Origin of the sequence: Tistrella mobilis KA081020-065, from assembly GCF_000264455.2 — a bacterium.
GTDB classification, from domain to species: Bacteria; Pseudomonadota; Alphaproteobacteria; order Tistrellales; family Tistrellaceae; genus Tistrella; species Tistrella mobilis.
In genome coordinates this window covers 1,680,028-1,698,767 of record NC_017956.1, presented here as the reverse complement: position 1 = coordinate 1,698,767, position 18,740 = coordinate 1,680,028, and the positions used below count along the sequence as shown (strand labels likewise).

The window sequence follows — 18,740 nt, the reverse complement described above, 5'->3', positions numbered from 1 at the left end:
AGGGTGACGATTTTCGACGACATGGCACCGAAGACACAGCTGCCGCGAGGCCCCCGGCCAGTTCAGGACGCCTCGGGCAGTGGCAGCACCACGCCATCCTCACTGCCGGCCTTGAACTCGGCCTCCAGCCCTTCCACCAGGCTGCCCAGCATCCAGAACAACCGCTCGCAGAGATTGGTTGCCAGCAGCAGGCGCCCGCGATCGGCCGGCGTCAGCGCCTCTTCCGCCGCCAGATAGCTGCTGCGGATGCGTCCCATGGTCTCGGCGCGATCGCCGGTCATCGCCCGCAGCAGCATCCGCTCGTCCGCATCGGCACTCTGCGCCACCTCGGCCAGCGTCATCACCACGGCATCGATACCATCCAGCATGCCGCGCGAGACCCGCCCCATCACCCCCGGATCGGTCAGCCGGTCGATGAGCGTGCCGGCCAGTTCGGCAAAGCCGTGGATCACTCCATCGAGACGCTGATGATTGGCCACCGCGCGAGCCAGCCGCTCATAGGCGGCAGCCGAGATGTCGGCGGCGCCGAGATCCCGCAGCACCTCGGCGATCCGCCCATGCAGGGTCAACAGCCCGTCGACCCGCTGGGCCATCGCCACCCTGCCGGCCGCCGGATCCCCCGGATCGGCCGCAATCGCCGACAGATGCGCCAGATGGGCAACCAGCCGGCGCTGCTCCAGAATGGCCAGATCGAGCGCACCGGCCGGGTCACGCAGCATGCCGTCTTCCAGGAAGGCCGGCTGGGCATCGGCCTCCACCCGCGTCACCGGCCAGATCCGCGCCAGAACCGGCGCGATCCAGGGCAGCAGCAGGCCCGACAGCCCGGCCCCTATCAGATTGAACAGCAGAAAGGCCCAGGCGACGCTCCGCCCCGCATCACCGGTCAGCGCCGCGATCGCGCCGATCGGACCGAAACCGGTAAGGCCGGCGCTTTCCGCCAGCAGCAGCGGCAGGGTCACCGCCGTGCCGACGAGATTGACCAGCACCTGGAACATGGCGAGCTGACGGGCGCGGCCGGTCATGCTGCGGGTCAGCAGCGCCATGTTGAGCGCCGTGCCGAAATTGGCACCGAAGGCGAGCGCGATCGCCTGTTCGGGCCCGAACAGGCCGGCTCCGGCCAGCGAGATGCCGATCATGCCCACGGCTGACGACGACTGTACCGCCAGGATCAGCAGGGCGGCCGCCAGGAAGACCAGGATGTCGTGGCCGCTGATCGCCGCCATGGTGCCGGTTACGATGTCGAGCCCGGCGATCGGCACCGTTCCCTGACGCAGCAAGCCCAGCCCGAACAGCAGCAGCCCGGCGCCGAACAGGGCAGAGAACTGGTCCCGCCAGGGCGCGAAACGGGCGCGGGTCATCGCGATGCCCGACAGACCGATAACGGCATAGACCACGATCCGGACATCGAAAGTCGCCACGAACAGCAGGCCGCAGACCCCGACATTGACGCCGGTCATGACCATCATCGCCCGTTCGGCCCGGATCAGCGCCGCGCGGATCATGCCCGCCAGGATGAAGGTGGCAACCTGGGTGGACTGGGTGACGGCCGCCATCACCAGCCCCATGCCGGCCGCCTTCAGCGGGCCGTCGGTGCTGCGGGCAACCGCCACCCGGACCCGGCGGCCAGCCAGACGTTTCAGGGCATCGCCCAGCGTGCGTGCGCCGAGGAAGAACAGGCCCAGCCCGGCCAGGGCCGTGGTAACGTCGAGCAGCATTCCACCTGAGCCGGAGAAGATCGGGACCGGACCGTCGGTCCCGCAGAGTGCGGAGTGTGCCGCACCACCCCACGCGCCGCAATCGTCACCCAGCAACGTCATTCAACTGTCATATACTGTCGTGCCCGGACAAAATTCCTTGGGCAAAATGCTGCCACCTGATATGGAATCCGGAACGGTTCCAGGGGCCGCGCGTCAGTGTTCTTGACGGCTACCGGCGGCCCCGGGCTCAAGTTGACGGGAGCGAAGATGCAGATCGAGCGTCAGTCCATCGGAACGGTCGTCGTCCTCAGCCCGAAGGGCCGGCTGGACGGCACCAGTTGTCCGGCTTTCGAAGCCGAGGTTCTGGCGGCGCTGGACTCCTCCGCGGGCCGGCTGGCGGTGGATCTTGCCGGGCTGGACTATATCAGCAGTGCCGGCCTCAGGGTGCTGCTGATCGCCGCCAAGCGGTCCAAGGCCAGCGGCGGCAAGGTCGTGTTGTCGGGCATGCGGCCCGAGATCCGCGAGGTCTTCGACATCAGCGGCTTCAGCGCGATCTTCCAGATCCTGCCGGGCCGGGACGAGGCGATCGCGGCTTTCGCCTGATCGCTCACCCCTCGCGCGGCCGGCAGGCCCGGCTGCGCCACACGCGCCCCGGATCAGGGAACCGCGCCATGACCGCAGTGACCGAACTGGCCCTTGCGGCCGACCTGAGCGAACTGACCCGGCTTGCGGATGCGATCGAGACTTTCTGCGACGCGCATGCTCTGCCGCCGGCGGTCTCGTACCAGATCTCGCTCGCGGCTGACGAACTGATCACCAATGTGATCAGCTACGGCTTTCCCGATGGCGCCACCGGCCTGCCGATCACGGTGCGGCTTGCCGCCGGAGAGGGCGACGCCGCCTCGGTCACCGTCGTGATCGTCGATGACGGCCCCGCCTTCGACCCCTTCGCCGAGGCCCCGCCGCCGGTGCTCGAGGGCGATATCGAAGACCGGCCGATCGGCGGTCTGGGTGTGCATCTGGTCCGCAGCATGATGGATCAGGTGGACTATGCCCGCATCGACGGCCGCAATGTAGTGACGCTCCGCAAGCAGATCCCGGCCGGCATCGCCGACGATTGATCCCCCGGACGGATCATCGCCTGTCGGGCCCGGCATCGCCGGGCCCGTTTTGCTTTCCGCCCTCGTTTTCCGCCCGCTCCCGCCCCGGTTTCTGCAGGCCGGCCCCCTTTCGACGCCACTGCGCTGCGCAGCACTGTTGTTCTCTGCCGAAAAGATGGGCAGGATTCAAGTGGGGAGCGGCCGGTTTCCGGGGAAGATCCGGCCGCAGATCGATGGCACGGCATTTGCTGGTCATGCCGTCGAACGTCAACACGGCGGAGGATGCTCTCTTGAGCAATACGACTGACATCCGGATCTTCGACGAGATGAACGGCTGGGCGACGGCGGGGACCGATGCGCCCGAAGAAGCCCGCACACCGGACGAAGTCAGGTCACCGGAGGACGTCAGAGCTGCCTATGCGGAAATCAGAGCCTGGTTGACACAGACACCGCATGACCGCCTGCAACTGAAGCGCCGCGAGGCCGAGGTGCTGTTCCGGCGGATCGGCATCACCTTCGCCGTCTACGGCGAAGGTGGCGACCCGGAGCGCATCCTGCCCTTCGACCTGGTGCCGCGGATCGTGACCGGCGAGGAATGGTCCACCCTGTCCCGCGGTCTGGCCCAGCGCGTTCGGGCGCTCAACGCCTTCCTGACCGACATCTATCACGGCCAGGACATCCTGAAGGCCGGCATCGTTCCACCGGATCTGGTGCTGCGCAATGTGGGCTATCTGCCCCAGATGCAGGGGCTCAAGGTCCCCGGCAATGTCTATACCCACATCGCCGGCATCGATCTGGTGCGGACCGACGAGAACGATTTCTTCGTGCTGGAAGACAATGTCCGCACGCCCTCGGGCGTGTCGTACATGCTGGAGAACCGCGACGTGATGATGCGGCTCTTCCCCGATCTGCTGTCGGCGCATCAGGTCCGCCCGGTCGACCACTACCCGTCCAGCCTGCGCGACACGCTCTGCTCGGTGGCGCCGCCGAACATGTCCGCCGGCCAGCCGACGGTGGTTCTCCTGACGCCCGGCATCTACAACAGCGCCTATTACGAGCACACCTTCCTGGCCGACCAGATGGGTGTCGAACTGGTCGAGGGCCCCGACCTCTTCGTCTCGGAAAACAAGGTCTTCATGCGGACGACCGAGGGGCCGAAGCGGGTCGACATCATCTACCGGCGCATCGACGACGCCTTCCTGGACCCGCTGGTCTTCCGACCCGACAGCCAGCTGGGCGTACCCGGGCTGATCGACGCCTATCGCGCAGGCAATGTGACACTTGCCAATGCAGTGGGCACCGGCATCGCCGACGACAAGATGATCTACACTTTCGTGCCGGATATGATCCGCTTCTATCTGGGCGAGGAGCCGCTGCTCAACAACGTGCCGACCCGCTGGTGCGGCCGGAACGACGACTGCCGCTATGTACTGGAACATCTGGACGAGCTGGTGGTGAAGGAGGTCCGCGGATCGGGCGGCTACGGCATGCTGGTCGGCCCGAAGTCGACCCGCGCCGAGCAGGCGGCCTATGCCGAGCGGATCAAGGCGAACCCGGAAGACTTCATCGCCCAGCCGACACTGGCCCTGTCGACCTGCCCGACCCTGGTCGAGGAAGGGGTGGCCCCGCGCCATGTCGACCTCAGGCCGTTCCTGCTGGTCGGCGCCAACGGCGTCTCGCTGGTGCCGGGCGGGCTGACCCGCGTGGCGCTGAAGAAGGGCTCTCTGGTGGTGAATTCCAGCCAGGGCGGCGGCACCAAGGACACCTGGGTGCTCGCCCGCTGAGGCGCCGCCCGGCGCCCGTCGTCAGCCCTGCCGCAGGGGCCGTTCCGGCGGCCCTCTCGACCGATCTTCCCGGGGAACCCCCTCGATGCTCAGCCGTACCGCCGACAATATCTACTGGCTCTCCCGCAATATGGAGCGGGCGGAAAATCTCGCCCGCATCATCGAAGCCGCCCATCGCATGGCCCTGCTGCCTTCGTCTGCCGAAGGCGGCTATGACGAATGGCGCTCGGCGCTCATCAGTGCCGGTGTCGCCGGGGGCTTCATGGCACGTCATGGCGAGGATGCCGTCGATCAGCGCCGGGTGGTGGACTACATCGCCTTCGATCGCGACAACCCGTCGAGCATCCGCAGCTGTATCGAAAACGCTCGCCGCAATGCCCGCTCGGTGCGCACCGCCCTCACCTCTGAAATGTGGGAGAGCATCAACAGCACCTGGATGGAGATGAACCGGCTCGACCCGGCCGCCATCACCGGCACGGAGCTGCGCAACTTCCTGGACTGGATCAAGGAACGCGTCACCCTGTTCCGGGGCAGCGCCTACGGCACCATGATCCGTGACGACGCCTATGCCTTCGTGCGGCTTGGCACCTATGTCGAACGGGGTGACAATACCGCCCGGATTCTGGATGTGAAATATAACATCCTGCTGCCGCCGGAAGAGACCGTCGGCGGCGCGGTCGACGAATACCAGTGGATGTCGATCCTGCGGGCGGTCTCGGCGCATCGCTCGTTCCACTGGCTGTACCGGACCAATGTCCGGCCCTGGCTGGTAGCCGAGTTCCTGATCCTGCGGCCCGAGATGCCGCGATCGCTGGTCGCCTGTGTGGGAGAGGTCGACACCCAGCTGGACTATCTGGCCAAGCTCTACGGCCGCAGGGCCGAATGCCACCGCCAGGCCGGCCAGCTTCACGCCCAGCTGACCTATGGCCGGACCGAGGACATCTTTCAGGCCGGCTTGCACGAGTTCCTGACAGACTTCATCATGCGCAATGCGCGGCTCAGCGACGAGATTCAGCGCTGCTATCTGTCTTGACCGGGATCTGCGGCGGGTATACCCCGTCGCTCCCGTCCGTATCGTCGAGGGATTCATGCGCCTGACCGTCGAGCACCAGACCATTTACACCTATGGGCGGCCTGCCCGATATGCGATCCAGGCGCTGCGCCTTACCCCGCCCGACCTGGCGGCCCAGCGTGTGATCTCGTGGCGGATCGAGGTTGAGCCCACTGCCCATCTGGTGCCGCTCACCGACGGTTTCGGCAACCGCGTTCATCAATTGACCCTCGATCGCGACCACGACCGGCTGGCGGTGACGGTACGCGGGATCGTCGAGACGACCGATACCGCCGGGGTCGTCGGCAGTGACCTGCCCGACACGCTGTCGCCCGAGGTGTTCCTGCGCGAAACCCCGCTGACCACGGCCGATGACGCGCTGAAGGCCATCGCTGACGAGGTCCGCCCTGTGCTGGAGGCCGAAGGGGCGGTGGCGGCCATGCATGCCGTCCTGCGCCTGACCGCGGGGCGCGTGGCATATGTCAAAGGGGCCACCGATGCCCGCACCACCGCCGCCGAGGCGCTGGCCCACGGGCGCGGCGTGTGCCAGGACCATGCGCACGTCTTTATCACCCTGGTGCGGGAACTGGGCATTCCCGCCCGCTATGTCAGCGGCTATCTCTCGCCCAATGACGACGACCATGCCGAGAACCCGGGCAGCGAAGCCAGCCATGCCTGGGCGGAAGCCTGGCTGGACGGGCTGGGCTGGGTCGGCTTCGATCCGTCCAACGGCATCAGCCCGACCGGATCCTATATCCGCCTCGCCCACGGTCTCGACTATCTGGATGCAGCACCCGTGCGCGGCATCCGTATCGCCGGCGACGAGGAACACCTCGCCGTCCGCGTCCACGTCACGGAACAGGCCCAACAGTGAAGGCGGGACGAAGCCGGGTTCCGCCAGCCCGCCCCTTCGACACCGCGCCCCTCAGACGGATTCCCACCCTCATGACATACTGCGTCGGATTGAAGATGCGCGCCGGACTGGTGATGCTCTCCGACACCCGGACCAATGCCGGCGTCGACAACATTTCGACCTATCGCAAGACCACGCTCTGGGGACGCCCCGGCAAGTCGGTGCTCTGCCTGACGGCTGCTGGCAACCTCGCCATCACCCAGGCAGTGGTCAATCGCCTGCGGCGCGGCCTGGAAGACGGCCGCCATCTGGACGATGCCCCCGACATGGTTTCGGCAGCCGAAATTGTGGGCGAGTCGATCCGGGCCGTCCACCGTGCCGACGGCCCGGCGCTGGAAGCCCATGACACCGCATTCAACGTCACCTTCCTGCTCGGCGGTCAGATCCGGGGCGACGAACTCCGCCTTTTCCAGATCTATTCGGCGGGCAACTTCATCGAAGCGATGAGCGATACCCACTACCTCCAGATCGGCGAGCACAAATACGGCAAGCCGATCCTCGACCGGGTGATGGGGCCGGAGACCCGCATTCACGACGCGATCAAGCTGGCCATGATTTCGATGGACAGCACCTTGCGCAGCAATCTGTCGGTGGGCATGCCGATCGATCTGACCGTGATCCGCACCGACACCTTCGAATACGACCTCGAGCGGCGGATCGACGAGACCGATCCCTATTTCCTCTCCATCCGCCAGCGCTGGTCCGAGGCCTTGCGCGCGGCCTATCTGGATCTTCCCGATCCGGAGTGGTGACCGCACCCTTCAGGGACGCCGCATGAAAAGGCCCCGATCCGGCCAGGGATCGGGGCCTTTCCGTATGACGGGCGGTCTCAGCGACGGCTGATGACCCAGACCGCATGGATGATGCCGGGCAGCCAGCCAAGCAGCGTCAGCAGGATATTGATCCAGAAGTGCTTGGTCAGGCCGACCTCCAGCAACACGCCCAGCGGCGGCAGGATCACCGCGACGATGATGCGGAACAGGTCGCCCAGAAAGCTGTCGTTGCGTCCCTCCATGGATGGACCTCCGTCTTTCGGGAAAGGCGGCTCGCGCAGGGTGCGAAAGCTGACCGGTATGTAAGGAGGGCGGCCGGTCACGTCGACCGCACCGCCCCGTGATGTTTTTGCGACGGGAACCGTCGGGATGGCGATCAGTCGCCGATGTCGATGTCGTCCTTGTCGGTCAGCGCGCCGGTCAGGCCACCGGCCGCACCGCCGACCAGCGCACCACCCAGCACGCTGCCGCCCGTGGCGGCGCCGATCGCGGCACCCGCACCGGCACCCAGGCCGGCACCGGTCAGACCGCGACGTTCAGGCGAGTTACCGCAGGCAGCCAGGGCAAGGGCCGCAACACACACGGCAGCGGCGGCAAGGGCTTTGGGGCTATGCTTCATGGCGGACATGGTTTCGGTGCTCCTCCTTCAGGGGACCGTCGCCGGGAATGGGCCAGCCATTGCATGATCTGGTTGCAAGAGCGGTGCGCATCGGGGGACGCGCGGGCCGGTTCGACGATCTGTAGCGCCACGGTCGATGTCTTGACATCAGCGGGTCGTGTGCGCCTCGGCTATGAGGAGAATGTAGGGCCGACCGCCTTCGATTGCATGAAACAAAGATAGGGCCTTGAACAGCCGCATCTTCCTCTACACCACAATACTCAGCGACACGGCACGCCCTTTTCATGACACACCGGAGAGGCGGTGTGCTTTACACCACGTGGCGAGGCGGGGTCTGTGTCATATTCAGTATGCAGGGAACTTTATGGCGGATGGGCCGACAGGATCAGTCGGCGGTGATCCGGTAGCCGACACCCGGCTCGGTGCGGATCAGGTCCAGATCCCCGGCGCCACGGTCCAGCTTGCGGCGCAGGCGGCTGATCAGGGTCACGACCGTGCGGTCGGAGACCGCATCCGCCCGCTTCGACACCACTTCCAACAGATATTCCCGGGTCACCGGCCGACCGCCCGCCTGGACGATGGCGGCCAGCAGGTCGAATTCGCCGCGGGTCAGCCGCACGACCTCGCCATCCGGATCGGCGATCTCACGGCGGGTGAGGTCGATGGTCCAGCCACGGACATGGCGGATGTCTGCGCCGATCGTCTCGGGCATCATGCGCCGACGCCTCAGGACCGAGCGAACCCGGGCGGTCAGTTCCCGCAGGCTGAAAGGGCGGACCAGGAAATCGTCGGCACCCATATCGAGGCCGATCACCCGTTCCACCTCGTCGTCACGCTTGCTGACGAACACCAGACCGGGCTGACCCTGCGCTAGAATGCGCCGGCCGAGTGCCAGACCGTCAACGGTGCGACCATCGCAGTCCAGCACGACAAGATCCACCGGCCGTTCGGCAAGCTGATCGCAACTTGCGCGATTGGCGATCAAAGCTACAGATATTAATCCTGCAGTTTTAAGATAGTCGGCAATTCGACGCGCTTCGCCGATGTCTTCCGACAGCACGGCAACGCGATCTCTAGGTTCAGACGGAAGTGCCGCCCCGTTATGCCGCAGAGTCACGCCTCTGCCCCCGATCCATCCCGCACGGCGGATAGTCCTCCGCCAGCCTCTACCCTTGGACTGCTTGTTATCTCGCCTTATATACCGGGGCGCCGAAGCTTGCATCCTGAAAAGGACGTCAGGCGGATCGGATCACCATGAACGACCTGAAGGACGACACGCTTCACGCGACAGGCGCGACCTTACGGCCACAGACGACGTGGCATCGTACCTCAATGCGCATGATATCTTGCATGTCGCATAAACGGCCATTGACCCAGGCAGTGGTGGGATTTACCAAACAGGTCGATCATAGCGTTGAATGCGAAAGCGGGCGCGTGCGGGCCCCGCAACAAAGGGCCCATCGCGGCGGGAACATGGACAAGGGCACAGCCTCTCACGATCAGGTGACGGACGAATTGCGCAAGCGCATTGGCGATATCATCGACCATGCCTGGCGGGATGCGGAGTTCCGCGCCCTGTGCAGGACGGATCCGCGTCAGGCCCTGGCGGCCCATGGCATCGACCTGCCGGCCGATGTCAGCCTCGTCGTGGTCGAAAACACGCCAGATCGCGTGCATCTGGTCATTCCGCCGGTCGCCCAGGATACCGATGGCGGCGATCTGGCGGATGATGCCCTCGATGCCGTCGCCGGCGGCGTCGGTGGTCCGGTTGTTCCACCTGGTGGAGATGACATGCTGTTGGTTTTCGGCTCCGGCGGCGTGACATTCACTCTGGGCGGAAGGTGACAGGTCATGAGTGAAGTGACCCGGATGCTGGCCGATCTGCTGCGCCGTGCCGCCAGGGATGCCGCCCTTCGCGACCGGCTGAAGGCCGATCCGGCCGCTGTCCTCGCCGAAGCCGGGCTGGACGTTCCAGACGGCTGCGAGGTCGTGGTGCTGGAAGACCGGCGTGACCGGATGCATCTGGTTCTCCCCTCGCCGCTGATGGCCTATGACGACGTCGACCAGGCCGCCGATGTCGGCGGCGATGTGGTCACCGTCGGCGATGCGGCCTTTGCCGCGGGCCTTTTCCCGAGGACCGACGGCAGCCGATGAGTGCCGGGTCCCCGGTCCGGCACCGGCCAGTCCGGCCACCCTATGCCTGGCGTCTCGCCGCCATCATCGCGGCGACCACGGCGGTGATCGCACCGGCCGGCGCACAAACCCTGTCAGAGACCCTGGCCGCCGCCTATCTCGCCAATCCGGATCTGGCGGTCGGGCGGGCACGGCTCGACGTCGTCAACGAGCAGCGCCCGCAGGCGCTCGGCGGTTTCCTGCCCAGCCTGTCGGCCTCGGCCAGCCGCGACGTACAGGACCTGACCTATGACGGCGTGGTCAACCGCACCAATCGCCAGGACCAGCAGGCGCTGACCCTGAACCAGCCGGTCTATAGCGGCGGCGCCGCCTCCGCCGGGCTCGACCGGGCCGAGAATACCATCAGGGCCGAGCGGGCCCGCCTCAGGACCACCGAGAGCGAGGTGCTGCTCGCCGCGGTCACCGCCCATGTGGATGTCGCGCGGGACCTGGACGTTCTGAACCTGAACCGCCAGGCCCGCGACCTGTTGGTGCGACGGCTGGATCAGACCCGCGCCCTCCACGATCTGGGCGATGCCACGGCCGCGGATCTTGCCCAGGCCCGTGCGCGCGTGGCCGATGCCGAGGCGCGTGTGGTCGCCGCCGAAGCCGCCCTGGCCAAATCGCAGGCCACCTATCTCGCGGTGACCGGCCAGGAGCCGACGGCCCCAGCGCCAGCGCCCTTACCCGCCCATCTGCCCGACACTCTGGGCGCCGCCCTGCTCCGTGCCAGGGAAGCCAATCCCCAGATCGTGGCCGCAGGCTATGATACCGAGGCGGCGACGGACGGGATTGCGGTCAGCCGCGGCGCCCTGCTGCCCAAGGTCTCCGTCACCGGAAGCCTCAGCCGCAATCGCTCCAGCCTTGATGTCAATCCACGGGAGACCGAAGCCGCGGCGGTCGGCCTGCAGCTGACGGTGCCGATCTACAGTGCCGGCATTGCCGAGAGCCGGCTGCGCGAGGCCCGCAAGACCGCCGCCGAAGCCCGTCTCTCCCGCTTAGCCACCGAACGCAGCATCGTGGAGCGGACCGAGCGGGTCTGGCGCGACATGCTGGCGGCCCGTGCGGCCATCGCCGCGCGCGAGGCGCAGGTCGAGGCGGCGACCACCGCACTCGACGGCGTCGCGCGCGAAGTCGATCTGGGCCGGCGGCCGCTGATCGACCTGCTCGATGCCCAACGCGACCTGCTCGATGCGAGCGAGGCGCTTGCCGGAGCGCGCCGCGACGTGGTCGTGGCAGCCTTCGGGGTGCTGGCGGCGACCGGTGGGCTGGAAGCGCGCGCACTCGCGCTCGATGTGCCGTATCATGATCCGACTGGCGACTATGAGGCGGTCAAATGGCGCGTGTTCGTAAACCCGGTCACCGGGGAATAGAGACGGCATCGGCGTGGCTTCTGGCGATGCTGATCTGCAATGTCCTGCCACATGTTGCCCTCGCCGAAGAAGAGGTCTACGGCTCCACGCTCGATGCCCAGGCAAGCGCCGCACGTGCGGCAGCCGCCGAGGACGGCGTCGAGGTCTCACAGCTCGCCGAGGCCTTCTGTGCCGTCTATCCGGACCTCCGCGGCGGCGGCCTGCCGCCCCCCGCTGCACAGCATGCCCTTGAACCTTTGATCACCCTCGGCCTGGATGGTGCCCTCACCGCCGCCCGGCATCTTCACGATGCCGCCATCCGCCACGCCCCTGGCGACAAACCGCCCTTTGCCGATGGCGATCTGTTCTCCAGCCTGTTCGAGGGTGCCACGAGCTGCCGCGTCGGCGCCGTGACTCTGGCACGCAACACCGCCTCGGTCGAGCTGCGCTATGCCTACGAGGCCGGCACGCTGATGACCAGCTGGACCGATCGCCTGTCGATCCTGCGCGGCGATGACGGCTGGCGGATCGATGACGTCGTCTATGACGGCCGCTGGGATTTCGCCAACACCGGCAGCCTGCGCGGCATGATCGAGAGCGCCGCCGCAACCGATGCCGGTCTGCCGACGGCGGATTGACGGCCGTGCTCCTTGGCTGATGGCCTACAGCAGCTGGCGCCGGGCCAGGGCCGCGAATTCGCCATCGAGCGCCATCAGGCTGCGATAGTCGCCCTGCTCCACCAGCCGGCCGGATTTCATGACATAGATCTGATGGGCGTCCTGAATGGTCGACAGGCGATGCGCGACCACGATCCGGGTCATGTTCAGCTTCGAAATGCTGTCATTGACGATCGCCTGGGTGCGGTTGTCGAGCGCGCTTGTCGCCTCGTCCAGCACCAGGATGCGTGGCCGGTGGACCAGGGCCCGGGCGATCATCAGCCGCTGGCGCTGCCCGCCCGAGAGTGTGCCGCCACCTTCCGACAGCACCGTGTGCATGCCCATGGGCAGGGCCCGGATATCCTCGTCCAGGCCTGCAAGCCGCGCTGCCGCCCAGGCATCATCCTGGGTCAGCGGCCACGAGCCGACGATGTTGTCGAAAATGCTGCCCGACATCAGCCGGCCGTTCTGCAGCACCACGCCGATCTGCCGGCGGAGTGCCGTCAGGTCCAGGCCGGCCTGATCCATGCCGTCGAAATAGACACCGCCCGATTGCGGCAGCTCGAAACCGAGCAGCAGGCGCAGCAGGGTCGACTTGCCCGAGCCGCTTTCGCCGACGAAGGCGATATAGCCGCCCGACTCGATCGTCAGCGACAGATCATCCAGCACCGGCGGCGCATCGGGTGCGTAAGCGAAAGTGACGTGAGAGAACTCGATCCGGCCGGTGATCTCGCCCGGATGGGCCCGGTCGGGGGTGATCTCGGGCATCTCGGTCAGGATCGGCGTCACCCGTTCGTAAAGCGGGACGATGGCGAGCACGGTGCCGGCCGTCGCGACCAGAGAGGTCATCGCCATGGTCAGCTGGCCGAAAGCGGCGGTGAAGGCCATGAACGGGCCGATACCGAATTCCGGCCGGCCGTCCGGCCCGGTCAGCAGGGTCGCGACCGAGAGATAAACCGCCAGCGTGCCCAGCACGGGGAACAGCTGCGCCAGCGCCGCCTGCGCCGCCGCATTCAGCCGCACCCGATAGGTCAGCCGCTTGCGCACCGAGAATTCTTCGGCCCAGCGGGCGAAGGCGCGCGGTTCGGCCGCAGACACTCGCAGCTTGGACAGTCCCGTCAACAGCTGGAAGACCAGCCCCTCGATCCGCCCGCCCAGGCTGAGCAGCGCCCGCTGATCGGGCAGCTGGATCCTGAGCAGAATGCCGGTGACCAGCACCTGGACCAGCAGCACGCCCAGTGCGACCAGGGCGAGCTTCGCGCTGTACCAGAACAGCAGGGCCAGGCTGACCAGCGAAAACAGGGCGTCCAACCCCACCTGTAGCGCCGAGCCGGTCAGCAATTCCCGGATCGCCGAAACGCTGTTGGCGCGATCGGCCAGATCACCGCCGGTGAACCGGCGGAAGAACGGCGCCGGCAGGGCAAGCAGCCTGTCCCAGACCGCCGATTGTACCGAGCTGTCCATGGTCGCCTGCAGGCGCAGCAGCGCAATGCCGCGCACCACGGCGAAGGTCAGGATGCCGACCGCGCCCGCCAGCAGCGCCAGCACCACCCAGAGATGGGTCTGCAGATCGGCCCGCGGAATAACGTTGGAAAACAGCGCCCCGCTGGCGATCGGGGTCAGCAGGCCGGTCAGCGCCGCCAGCAGCCCGCAGGTCATGATCGTGCGGACGTCGCCTTTCAGGCCGTACAGGCCGAACCGCCAGACCTCTCCCACCGACATCGGCTTGGCCGGGAACGGCCGGTAGAGCATCCAGCCCTCGCCGCTCAGGCTGTCGACCTCGGCACGGGTGACCGGCCGGCCCGGCCCGGCCGGCCCGTCGGTCTCGGGATCGACCAGCCGCCAGCGGCCATCGGCAGCGGGCAGCAGGGCCACGGGCCGGCCGCGCTCGCCCACCCCGGTCTCACCGATGAAGGCGACGAGGGGCGCGCCCGGGCGGCGCCACCAGTCGCCGGTCAGCGTCACCCGCCGACAGCGCAGCCTCAGGCTCTGGGCGATGTCGAGCACCCGTCTGCCGCGTGGCTTCGCGCCGCGCGAGGCCGGGTCGATCCCGGTCTCGCGGGCCACACGGTCGACCGCGGCAATGAGCGGGCCGGCGCCCTCGGCAAGACCGGCCGTCTCCGTCTGCCCGTGCCGGTCGAGCAGGCGCCCGATGCGGCCGAGCGAGGTCTCGAACCGGCGCCGGCTGGCATCCCGACGGGTTTCCAGCCGGCCGCCATCCTGCTCGGCCGCCTCGGCGAGCCGCCGGGCTGTGGCCGTCAGCACCATGTGGTGGAAAGCGTCCAGCGCCTCCCAGGCCATGTCGCGGAACAGCACCGTCGGCGTATAGGCCGGCGAGAGGATCGCATCCTCGGCCGTCTCGACCCAGAGATGGCGGGCGACCGGTATCGGCGGGTCATTGCGGCCGTATTCCAGCTCCGGCAGACCCATCAGCCGCACCCGACCGCTGTTGCACTGAACCCAGATCACGTCTTCGGGCTGCGGCCCCAGCACCCGGCCGGCCGGCACCTCCTGGCCCGGCTCGGCTTCCAGCAGCTCGGCCGCGCGGGCACCGGCGCCCGGCACTGCAAGCCCGGCCATATGGCCGATCCAGCGGTCCAGCCAGTCGACCACGATCAGGTCGAAATCGCCCTCGGCAACGTCGGCGCGCTTCGCCTCGAAGAGTTCTGTGCCCATCACGGCGACGGCACGGAGCGCCAGATCGGCTCCCTCTTCCGCCGCGACCAGCGCCCCCGCCGACGGCACCAGGCCGGGCGAGAACACCAGTTCGCCGGCCGGCACCCGGCCGACATGAATGCCGACGCCGATCACCTCGCCGTCACGCACCGGCACGGCATAAAGATCGACCGCGCCTTCCAGCACCAGCCAGATGAGATCGGGGCGGTCGAGCAGGAAGGGATTGTGATAGCCGACCTGGCGCCGCACGCCGTCGATCCTGGCCAGCAGTTCGGCCTTGGCCTCGACGAGTTCCGGATCGATCGCCGGCAGACCGGCGCTTTCGGAGGATGCCGCGGTCATCCGCGCCCCCTGGCCGCATCGGCCTGTTCGGACCGGATCAGCCGCGCATAGGGGCCGTCCTCGCGGATCATGTCCTCATGCCGGCCGCGCTGGGCGATACGCCCCCGTTCCAGTACGATGATCTCGTCGCAATCGCGGATGGTCGACAGCCGGTGGGCGACGATCAGGCAGGTGCAGCCGCGATGGCGCAGGCGCTCGTCGATGATCTTCTCGATCTGGGTGTCGAGCGCACTGGTCGCCTCGTCCAGGATCAGCACCGCCGGGTCGCCGACCAGCGCACGGGCGATCTCCAGCCGCTGACGCTGGCCGCCACTGAAATTGGCGCCGTTCTCGGCCACGGGGGAGTCGTAGCGGCCGGGTCGCGCCTCGATCAGGTCCAGCAGCGCCGCGTCCCGCAGGGCCCGGGTGACGGCGGCCTCGCCGATCGTATCGTCCCACATGGTGACGTTTTCGCGCACCGTGCCTTCGAACAGGAAGATGTCCTGGTCGACCGAGGCGATGGAGCCGGCGAAATAGGCATGGGGCAGGTCTTCGGCGGGAATGCCGTCGAACAGCACCCGCCCGCTCCACGGCCGGTAGAGCCCGCAGACCACACGCGCCACTGTCGACTTGCCGCTGCCCGATCCGCCGACCAGCGCCACGCGCTGGCCCGGGCGGATGGTCAGGGAGAAATCGTCGATCAGCGGCGCTTCGGCCTTGTTGTACCCGAAGGTCAGGTTCTCGATCCGCACTTCGCCGCGCAGACGCTGCGGCAGCCTGCGGCCCGAGGGTGCATCGATCCGCATCACCTTTTCGGTGGTATCGAGCGTGGGGTCCACGTCATAACGCAGCACGTCGTCGATCCGGGCGACCTGGCCCTTGATCGCATGCAACTCGCCGCCGAACTGCATCAGCCCGGCAATCGGCGCCGAAAAGCTGGCGAGCAGGCTCTGCACCGCCACCAGGCCGCCGACCGTGATGGCGCCCGACATCACCTCCAGCCCGCCGATGCCCAGGATCACGGCCGAGGTGAGTGCCGCCATGAAGGCCGGCACCGCATTGACCCAGGACGTGATCCGGCCGACCTGCTGCAAGGCGTTCAAATATCGGGCATGGACCCCGGCCCAGCGGGCGAAGAAATCGCTTTCACCACCGCTCGCCTTCAGGGTCTCCAGCAGCTGGATGCCGCTCATGGACGTCGCCGCCAGGGCGCCCTGTTCGCGGGCAAGACGCCGGCCGCCATCCTCCCGCGCACGCTGGGCCAGTTTCAGTACCACCGCATTGACCAGGGCGAGGCCGATCCCCACAGCCCCCAGCAGCGGCGAATAGCCGATCATGACCACGGCATAAAAGACCATGGTCACCAGCCCGACCGCATTGGTCGCGAATTCGCCCGACAGCAGCTGGGCGATCCGGTCACCGGATTCGACCCGCATCGCCACGTCGCCGTGATAGCGCTGAAGGAAGAATTCGACCGGCAGCCGGAAAACATGCCAGAGCAGTTTGGCCGAGCCCGAAATCGCCAGCTTCAGTTCCAGCCGGGCCAGATAGCGCATCTGCGCCCAGTCGAGCCCGGCCCGGATGATCGCGGTCAGCCCGATGCCGATCAGCAGCGGTTTCAGCCAGTCCTGCTCGTCGCCGATCAGCACGCCGTCGACGAAAAGCTTGGAGAAGACCGGCAGCGCCAGCCCCGGCAGCACCAGCATCAGGGTCAGCATCAGCACCATGGCGAGTGCCGGGCCGCTGCCGCGCAGCCGTTCGGCAAAGGCCTTGAACAGCCCCGGCGGGCGACCGCCGCGCTTGAACTCCGGCGTCGGCCGGAAAGCCAGACACACGCCGGTGAAGCCCTGGTCGAATTCCTCCACCGTCATCGCCCGCGGCCCCATGGCCGGATCATTGATCCAGACCCGGTCGCGCTTCGCATCCACCCCTTCCAGAACCACGAAATGGTTGAAGTTCCAGAACACGATCATCGGGAAGGGCAGGTTGACCACGCTGTCGGGCTCGCGCCGGTAGCCGCGGGCCTCGAAGCCGTAGCGACGCGCGGCCCTGAGCAGATTGGCGGCCTTGGAGCCGTCGCGCGACACGCCACATTCCCGGCGCAGCACCTCGAGCGGCAGCCAGAGCCCGTGATGGGCCATGATCATCGCAAGCGAGGCGGCACCGCATTCGGTCGCCTCCATCTGCAGAATGGTCGGCACACGGAAGCGGCGCCCGCCCTGCGGCGCGTTGGGCTTGATCAGGCTTTCAGGGGCGGCGGGCGCCGCGGCAGGCGCGGTCACAGCCCGGTCCACTCCTTGAGCAGCGGGATCACCATGTCGATGGGCCGCTCGGTCGCGGTCTCGACCTCGACCGAGGCCAGCGTACCGGCCGAAAGCGCAAGATCGCTGCCCTTGGACGAGGTCCAGCGATAGCCCGAGGTGCTCGACGGATCCCGATCGATGCGGACCCGGGCCAGGAAGGGCGGGCCCGCCTGAACGAAGCTCTCGACAAGTCCGGGATTGTCGACGATCGCCCGGATGCCGTCGGTCGAGACCGGGAAGTCCGACACCGAGACCAGTTCGCCGGTCAGCGTACCGAAGCTCTCGCGCGGCGCCGTCGACGGGCTGATCTGCACCGGCATGCCGGGCCGGATAGCCTTGCCGTCGGCCGGCGGCACGAACATCACCACTTCCAGCGTCTCGCCGCCGGTCTGCAGGGCCAGCACCGCCTGGCCGGCGCTCAGCTGGGCGCCGGGCAGCTGCTTGATCTCGGTCACCCGCCCCGTCTCGGGTGCCGTCACCACCGCGCCGCGGGCGGCCCGGGCCTCCAGCTCGGCAACACGGCGCTCCGCCTCGGCGATCGCCTCGTCGGCCTCGCGGCGGCGGCGCTCGGCTGCGATCTCGGCCTCGATCTTCCGCGAGCGGAGATCGGCGGTGCCGCTTTCGATCTCGGCCAGATCCTGGCGGGCCTGGGCGACCTCGTCGCGGGCCCGGGCGAGCGCATCGCGCGTCACCACCTTCTGGGCCAACAGGGCCTCCAGATCCGAAAGACGCCCCTGCTGATAGGCCAGCCGGCTGCGCGCGGCATTGAGGCGGGTGTCCAGCGCCTCGCGCTGGGCGGTCAGGCTCGCCTCCCGCAGGCGCGCTTCCTCGGCAAGATCCTGCTCCAGCCGGGTGCGGGCATCGCGGCGTTCCGCCACCACCGCCCGCAGATTGGCAAGCTGCAGGGCGAGATCCGGGTTGGAGATCCGCGCCACCGGCTCACCGGCCGTGACCTCGTCTCCCAGCCCGACCAGAAGCTCGGACAGCGTCCCGGCCCCCAGCGCCGAGGCATCCAGAACCCGGCCGCCTTCGGCGATCAGCAACCCTTGCCCGGCCTTGCGCACGGGGATCGTCCCCACCACCGACCAGACCACGACCCCGGTCATGGCCGCCGCCACGACAAGCGCCGCTGCCCAGCCCCGGGGGCTCGCGACGGTCAGTGTCTGATCAAGCTGTTCGGGGGAAGACAGACGGTCGAGGGCCGCCTTCCGGAAAATACCGCTGGCATTCATCGTCGGACCGACATCACCCCCGTACCCGCATCCCGCCCCAAAGCTAGCTCCCCGGGCGAATGCTGTCCATCGACCGCCGAACCTTCCCTGC

17 protein-coding genes are annotated in these 18,740 nt (G+C 67.7%); 10 read left to right on the top strand and 7 right to left on the bottom strand.

The window, feature by feature from the left end; all coding sequences use genetic code 11:
* Positions 1-62: 62 nt before the first annotated feature.
* On the bottom strand, positions 63-1,715 hold the full coding sequence (locus tag TMO_RS07690) for a Na/Pi cotransporter family protein (protein ID WP_014745046.1): 1,653 nt from the start codon (positions 1,713-1,715) through the stop codon (positions 63-65).
* Positions 1,716-1,964: 249 nt separating this feature from the next.
* Here TMO_RS07690 and TMO_RS07685 point away from each other — a divergent pair, with 249 nt between their 5' ends.
* From TMO_RS07685 to TMO_RS07660, 6 genes are all read left to right on the top strand, one after another.
* Complete coding sequence (locus tag TMO_RS07685; protein ID WP_014745045.1) at positions 1,965-2,300, top strand: STAS domain-containing protein; 336 nt, start codon at positions 1,965-1,967, stop codon at positions 2,298-2,300.
* Between the two features lie 68 nt (positions 2,301-2,368).
* Positions 2,369-2,818 carry an ATP-binding protein gene (locus TMO_RS07680; RefSeq protein WP_014745044.1) on the top strand — a complete coding sequence of 150 codons (450 nt, stop codon included), beginning with the start codon at positions 2,369-2,371 and terminating at the stop codon, positions 2,816-2,818.
* A 305-nt stretch (positions 2,819-3,123) separates the two neighbouring features.
* Positions 3,124-4,581, top strand: a complete 1,458-nt coding sequence (locus TMO_RS07675) for a circularly permuted type 2 ATP-grasp protein (protein ID WP_145978212.1) — start codon at positions 3,124-3,126, stop codon at positions 4,579-4,581.
* 85 nt (positions 4,582-4,666) lie between these two features.
* The gene (locus TMO_RS07670) at positions 4,667-5,614 is read left to right on the top strand and encodes an alpha-E domain-containing protein (protein ID WP_014745042.1); all 948 of its coding nucleotides are present in this window, start codon (positions 4,667-4,669) and stop codon (positions 5,612-5,614) included.
* A gap of 55 nt (positions 5,615-5,669) precedes the next feature.
* Positions 5,670-6,506, top strand: coding sequence for a transglutaminase family protein (locus TMO_RS07665; protein ID WP_014745041.1), 837 nt, complete (start codon positions 5,670-5,672; stop codon positions 6,504-6,506).
* A 71-nt stretch (positions 6,507-6,577) separates the two neighbouring features.
* On the top strand, positions 6,578-7,297 hold the full coding sequence (locus TMO_RS07660) for a peptidase (RefSeq protein ID WP_014745040.1): 720 nt from the start codon (positions 6,578-6,580) through the stop codon (positions 7,295-7,297).
* 77 nt (positions 7,298-7,374) lie between these two features.
* Here the strand turns inward: TMO_RS07660 and TMO_RS07655 are convergent, their stop codons facing one another.
* The 3 genes from TMO_RS07655 to TMO_RS07645 all read right to left on the bottom strand — a co-directional run bounded on the left by TMO_RS07655 (position 7,375) and on the right by TMO_RS07645 (position 8,997).
* Positions 7,375-7,560: a YqaE/Pmp3 family membrane protein gene (locus tag TMO_RS07655; protein ID WP_014745039.1), complete on the bottom strand. Its 186-nt coding sequence runs from the start codon at positions 7,558-7,560 to the stop codon at positions 7,375-7,377.
* 134 nt (positions 7,561-7,694) lie between these two features.
* Positions 7,695-7,946 carry a hypothetical protein gene (locus TMO_RS07650; protein ID WP_014745038.1) on the bottom strand — a complete coding sequence of 84 codons (252 nt, stop codon included), beginning with the start codon at positions 7,944-7,946 and terminating at the stop codon, positions 7,695-7,697.
* Positions 7,947-8,322: 376 nt separating this feature from the next.
* The gene (locus tag TMO_RS07645; protein ID WP_014745037.1) at positions 8,323-8,997 is read right to left on the bottom strand and encodes a response regulator transcription factor; all 675 of its coding nucleotides are present in this window, start codon (positions 8,995-8,997) and stop codon (positions 8,323-8,325) included.
* A gap of 194 nt (positions 8,998-9,191) precedes the next feature.
* Here TMO_RS07645 and TMO_RS30315 point away from each other — a divergent pair, with 194 nt between their 5' ends.
* From TMO_RS30315 to TMO_RS29225, 4 genes are read left to right on the top strand one after another with little or no spacing between them, the layout of a single operon-like run.
* Positions 9,192-9,782 (top strand): NHLP leader peptide family RiPP precursor, encoded by a 591-nt coding sequence (locus TMO_RS30315; protein ID WP_081598812.1) that lies wholly within the window; start codon positions 9,192-9,194, stop codon positions 9,780-9,782.
* Between the two features lie 6 nt (positions 9,783-9,788).
* A complete protein-coding gene (locus TMO_RS07635; protein ID WP_014745035.1) occupies positions 9,789-10,091 on the top strand; it encodes a hypothetical protein in 303 nt (100 codons plus the stop codon).
* Entirely contained in the window at positions 10,088-11,482 is a 1,395-nt protein-coding gene (locus tag TMO_RS07630; protein ID WP_014745034.1) for a TolC family outer membrane protein, read from the top strand. Before TMO_RS07635 ends, TMO_RS07630 begins: the two co-directional genes overlap by 4 nt.
* Positions 11,483-11,508: 26 nt before the next feature.
* Positions 11,509-12,099, top strand: coding sequence for a hypothetical protein (locus TMO_RS29225; RefSeq protein WP_014745033.1), 591 nt, complete (start codon positions 11,509-11,511; stop codon positions 12,097-12,099).
* A 24-nt stretch (positions 12,100-12,123) separates the two neighbouring features.
* Here the strand turns inward: TMO_RS29225 and TMO_RS07620 are convergent, their stop codons facing one another.
* Genes TMO_RS07620 through TMO_RS07610 form a run of 3 tightly spaced genes read right to left on the bottom strand, consistent with a single transcriptional unit; the run spans position 12,124 to position 18,649 of the window.
* Positions 12,124-15,135 carry an NHLP bacteriocin export ABC transporter permease/ATPase subunit gene (locus tag TMO_RS07620; RefSeq protein ID WP_014745032.1) on the bottom strand — a complete coding sequence of 1,004 codons (3,012 nt, stop codon included), beginning with the start codon at positions 15,133-15,135 and terminating at the stop codon, positions 12,124-12,126.
* Positions 15,132-17,396 (bottom strand): NHLP family bacteriocin export ABC transporter peptidase/permease/ATPase subunit, encoded by a 2,265-nt coding sequence (locus TMO_RS07615; RefSeq protein WP_014745031.1) that lies wholly within the window; start codon positions 17,394-17,396, stop codon positions 15,132-15,134. Before TMO_RS07615 ends, TMO_RS07620 begins: the two co-directional genes overlap by 4 nt.
* A complete protein-coding gene (locus TMO_RS07610) occupies positions 17,393-18,649 on the bottom strand; it encodes an NHLP bacteriocin system secretion protein (protein ID WP_014745030.1) in 1,257 nt (418 codons plus the stop codon). Before TMO_RS07610 ends, TMO_RS07615 begins: the two co-directional genes overlap by 4 nt.
* Between the last annotated feature and the right edge of the window lie 91 nt (positions 18,650-18,740).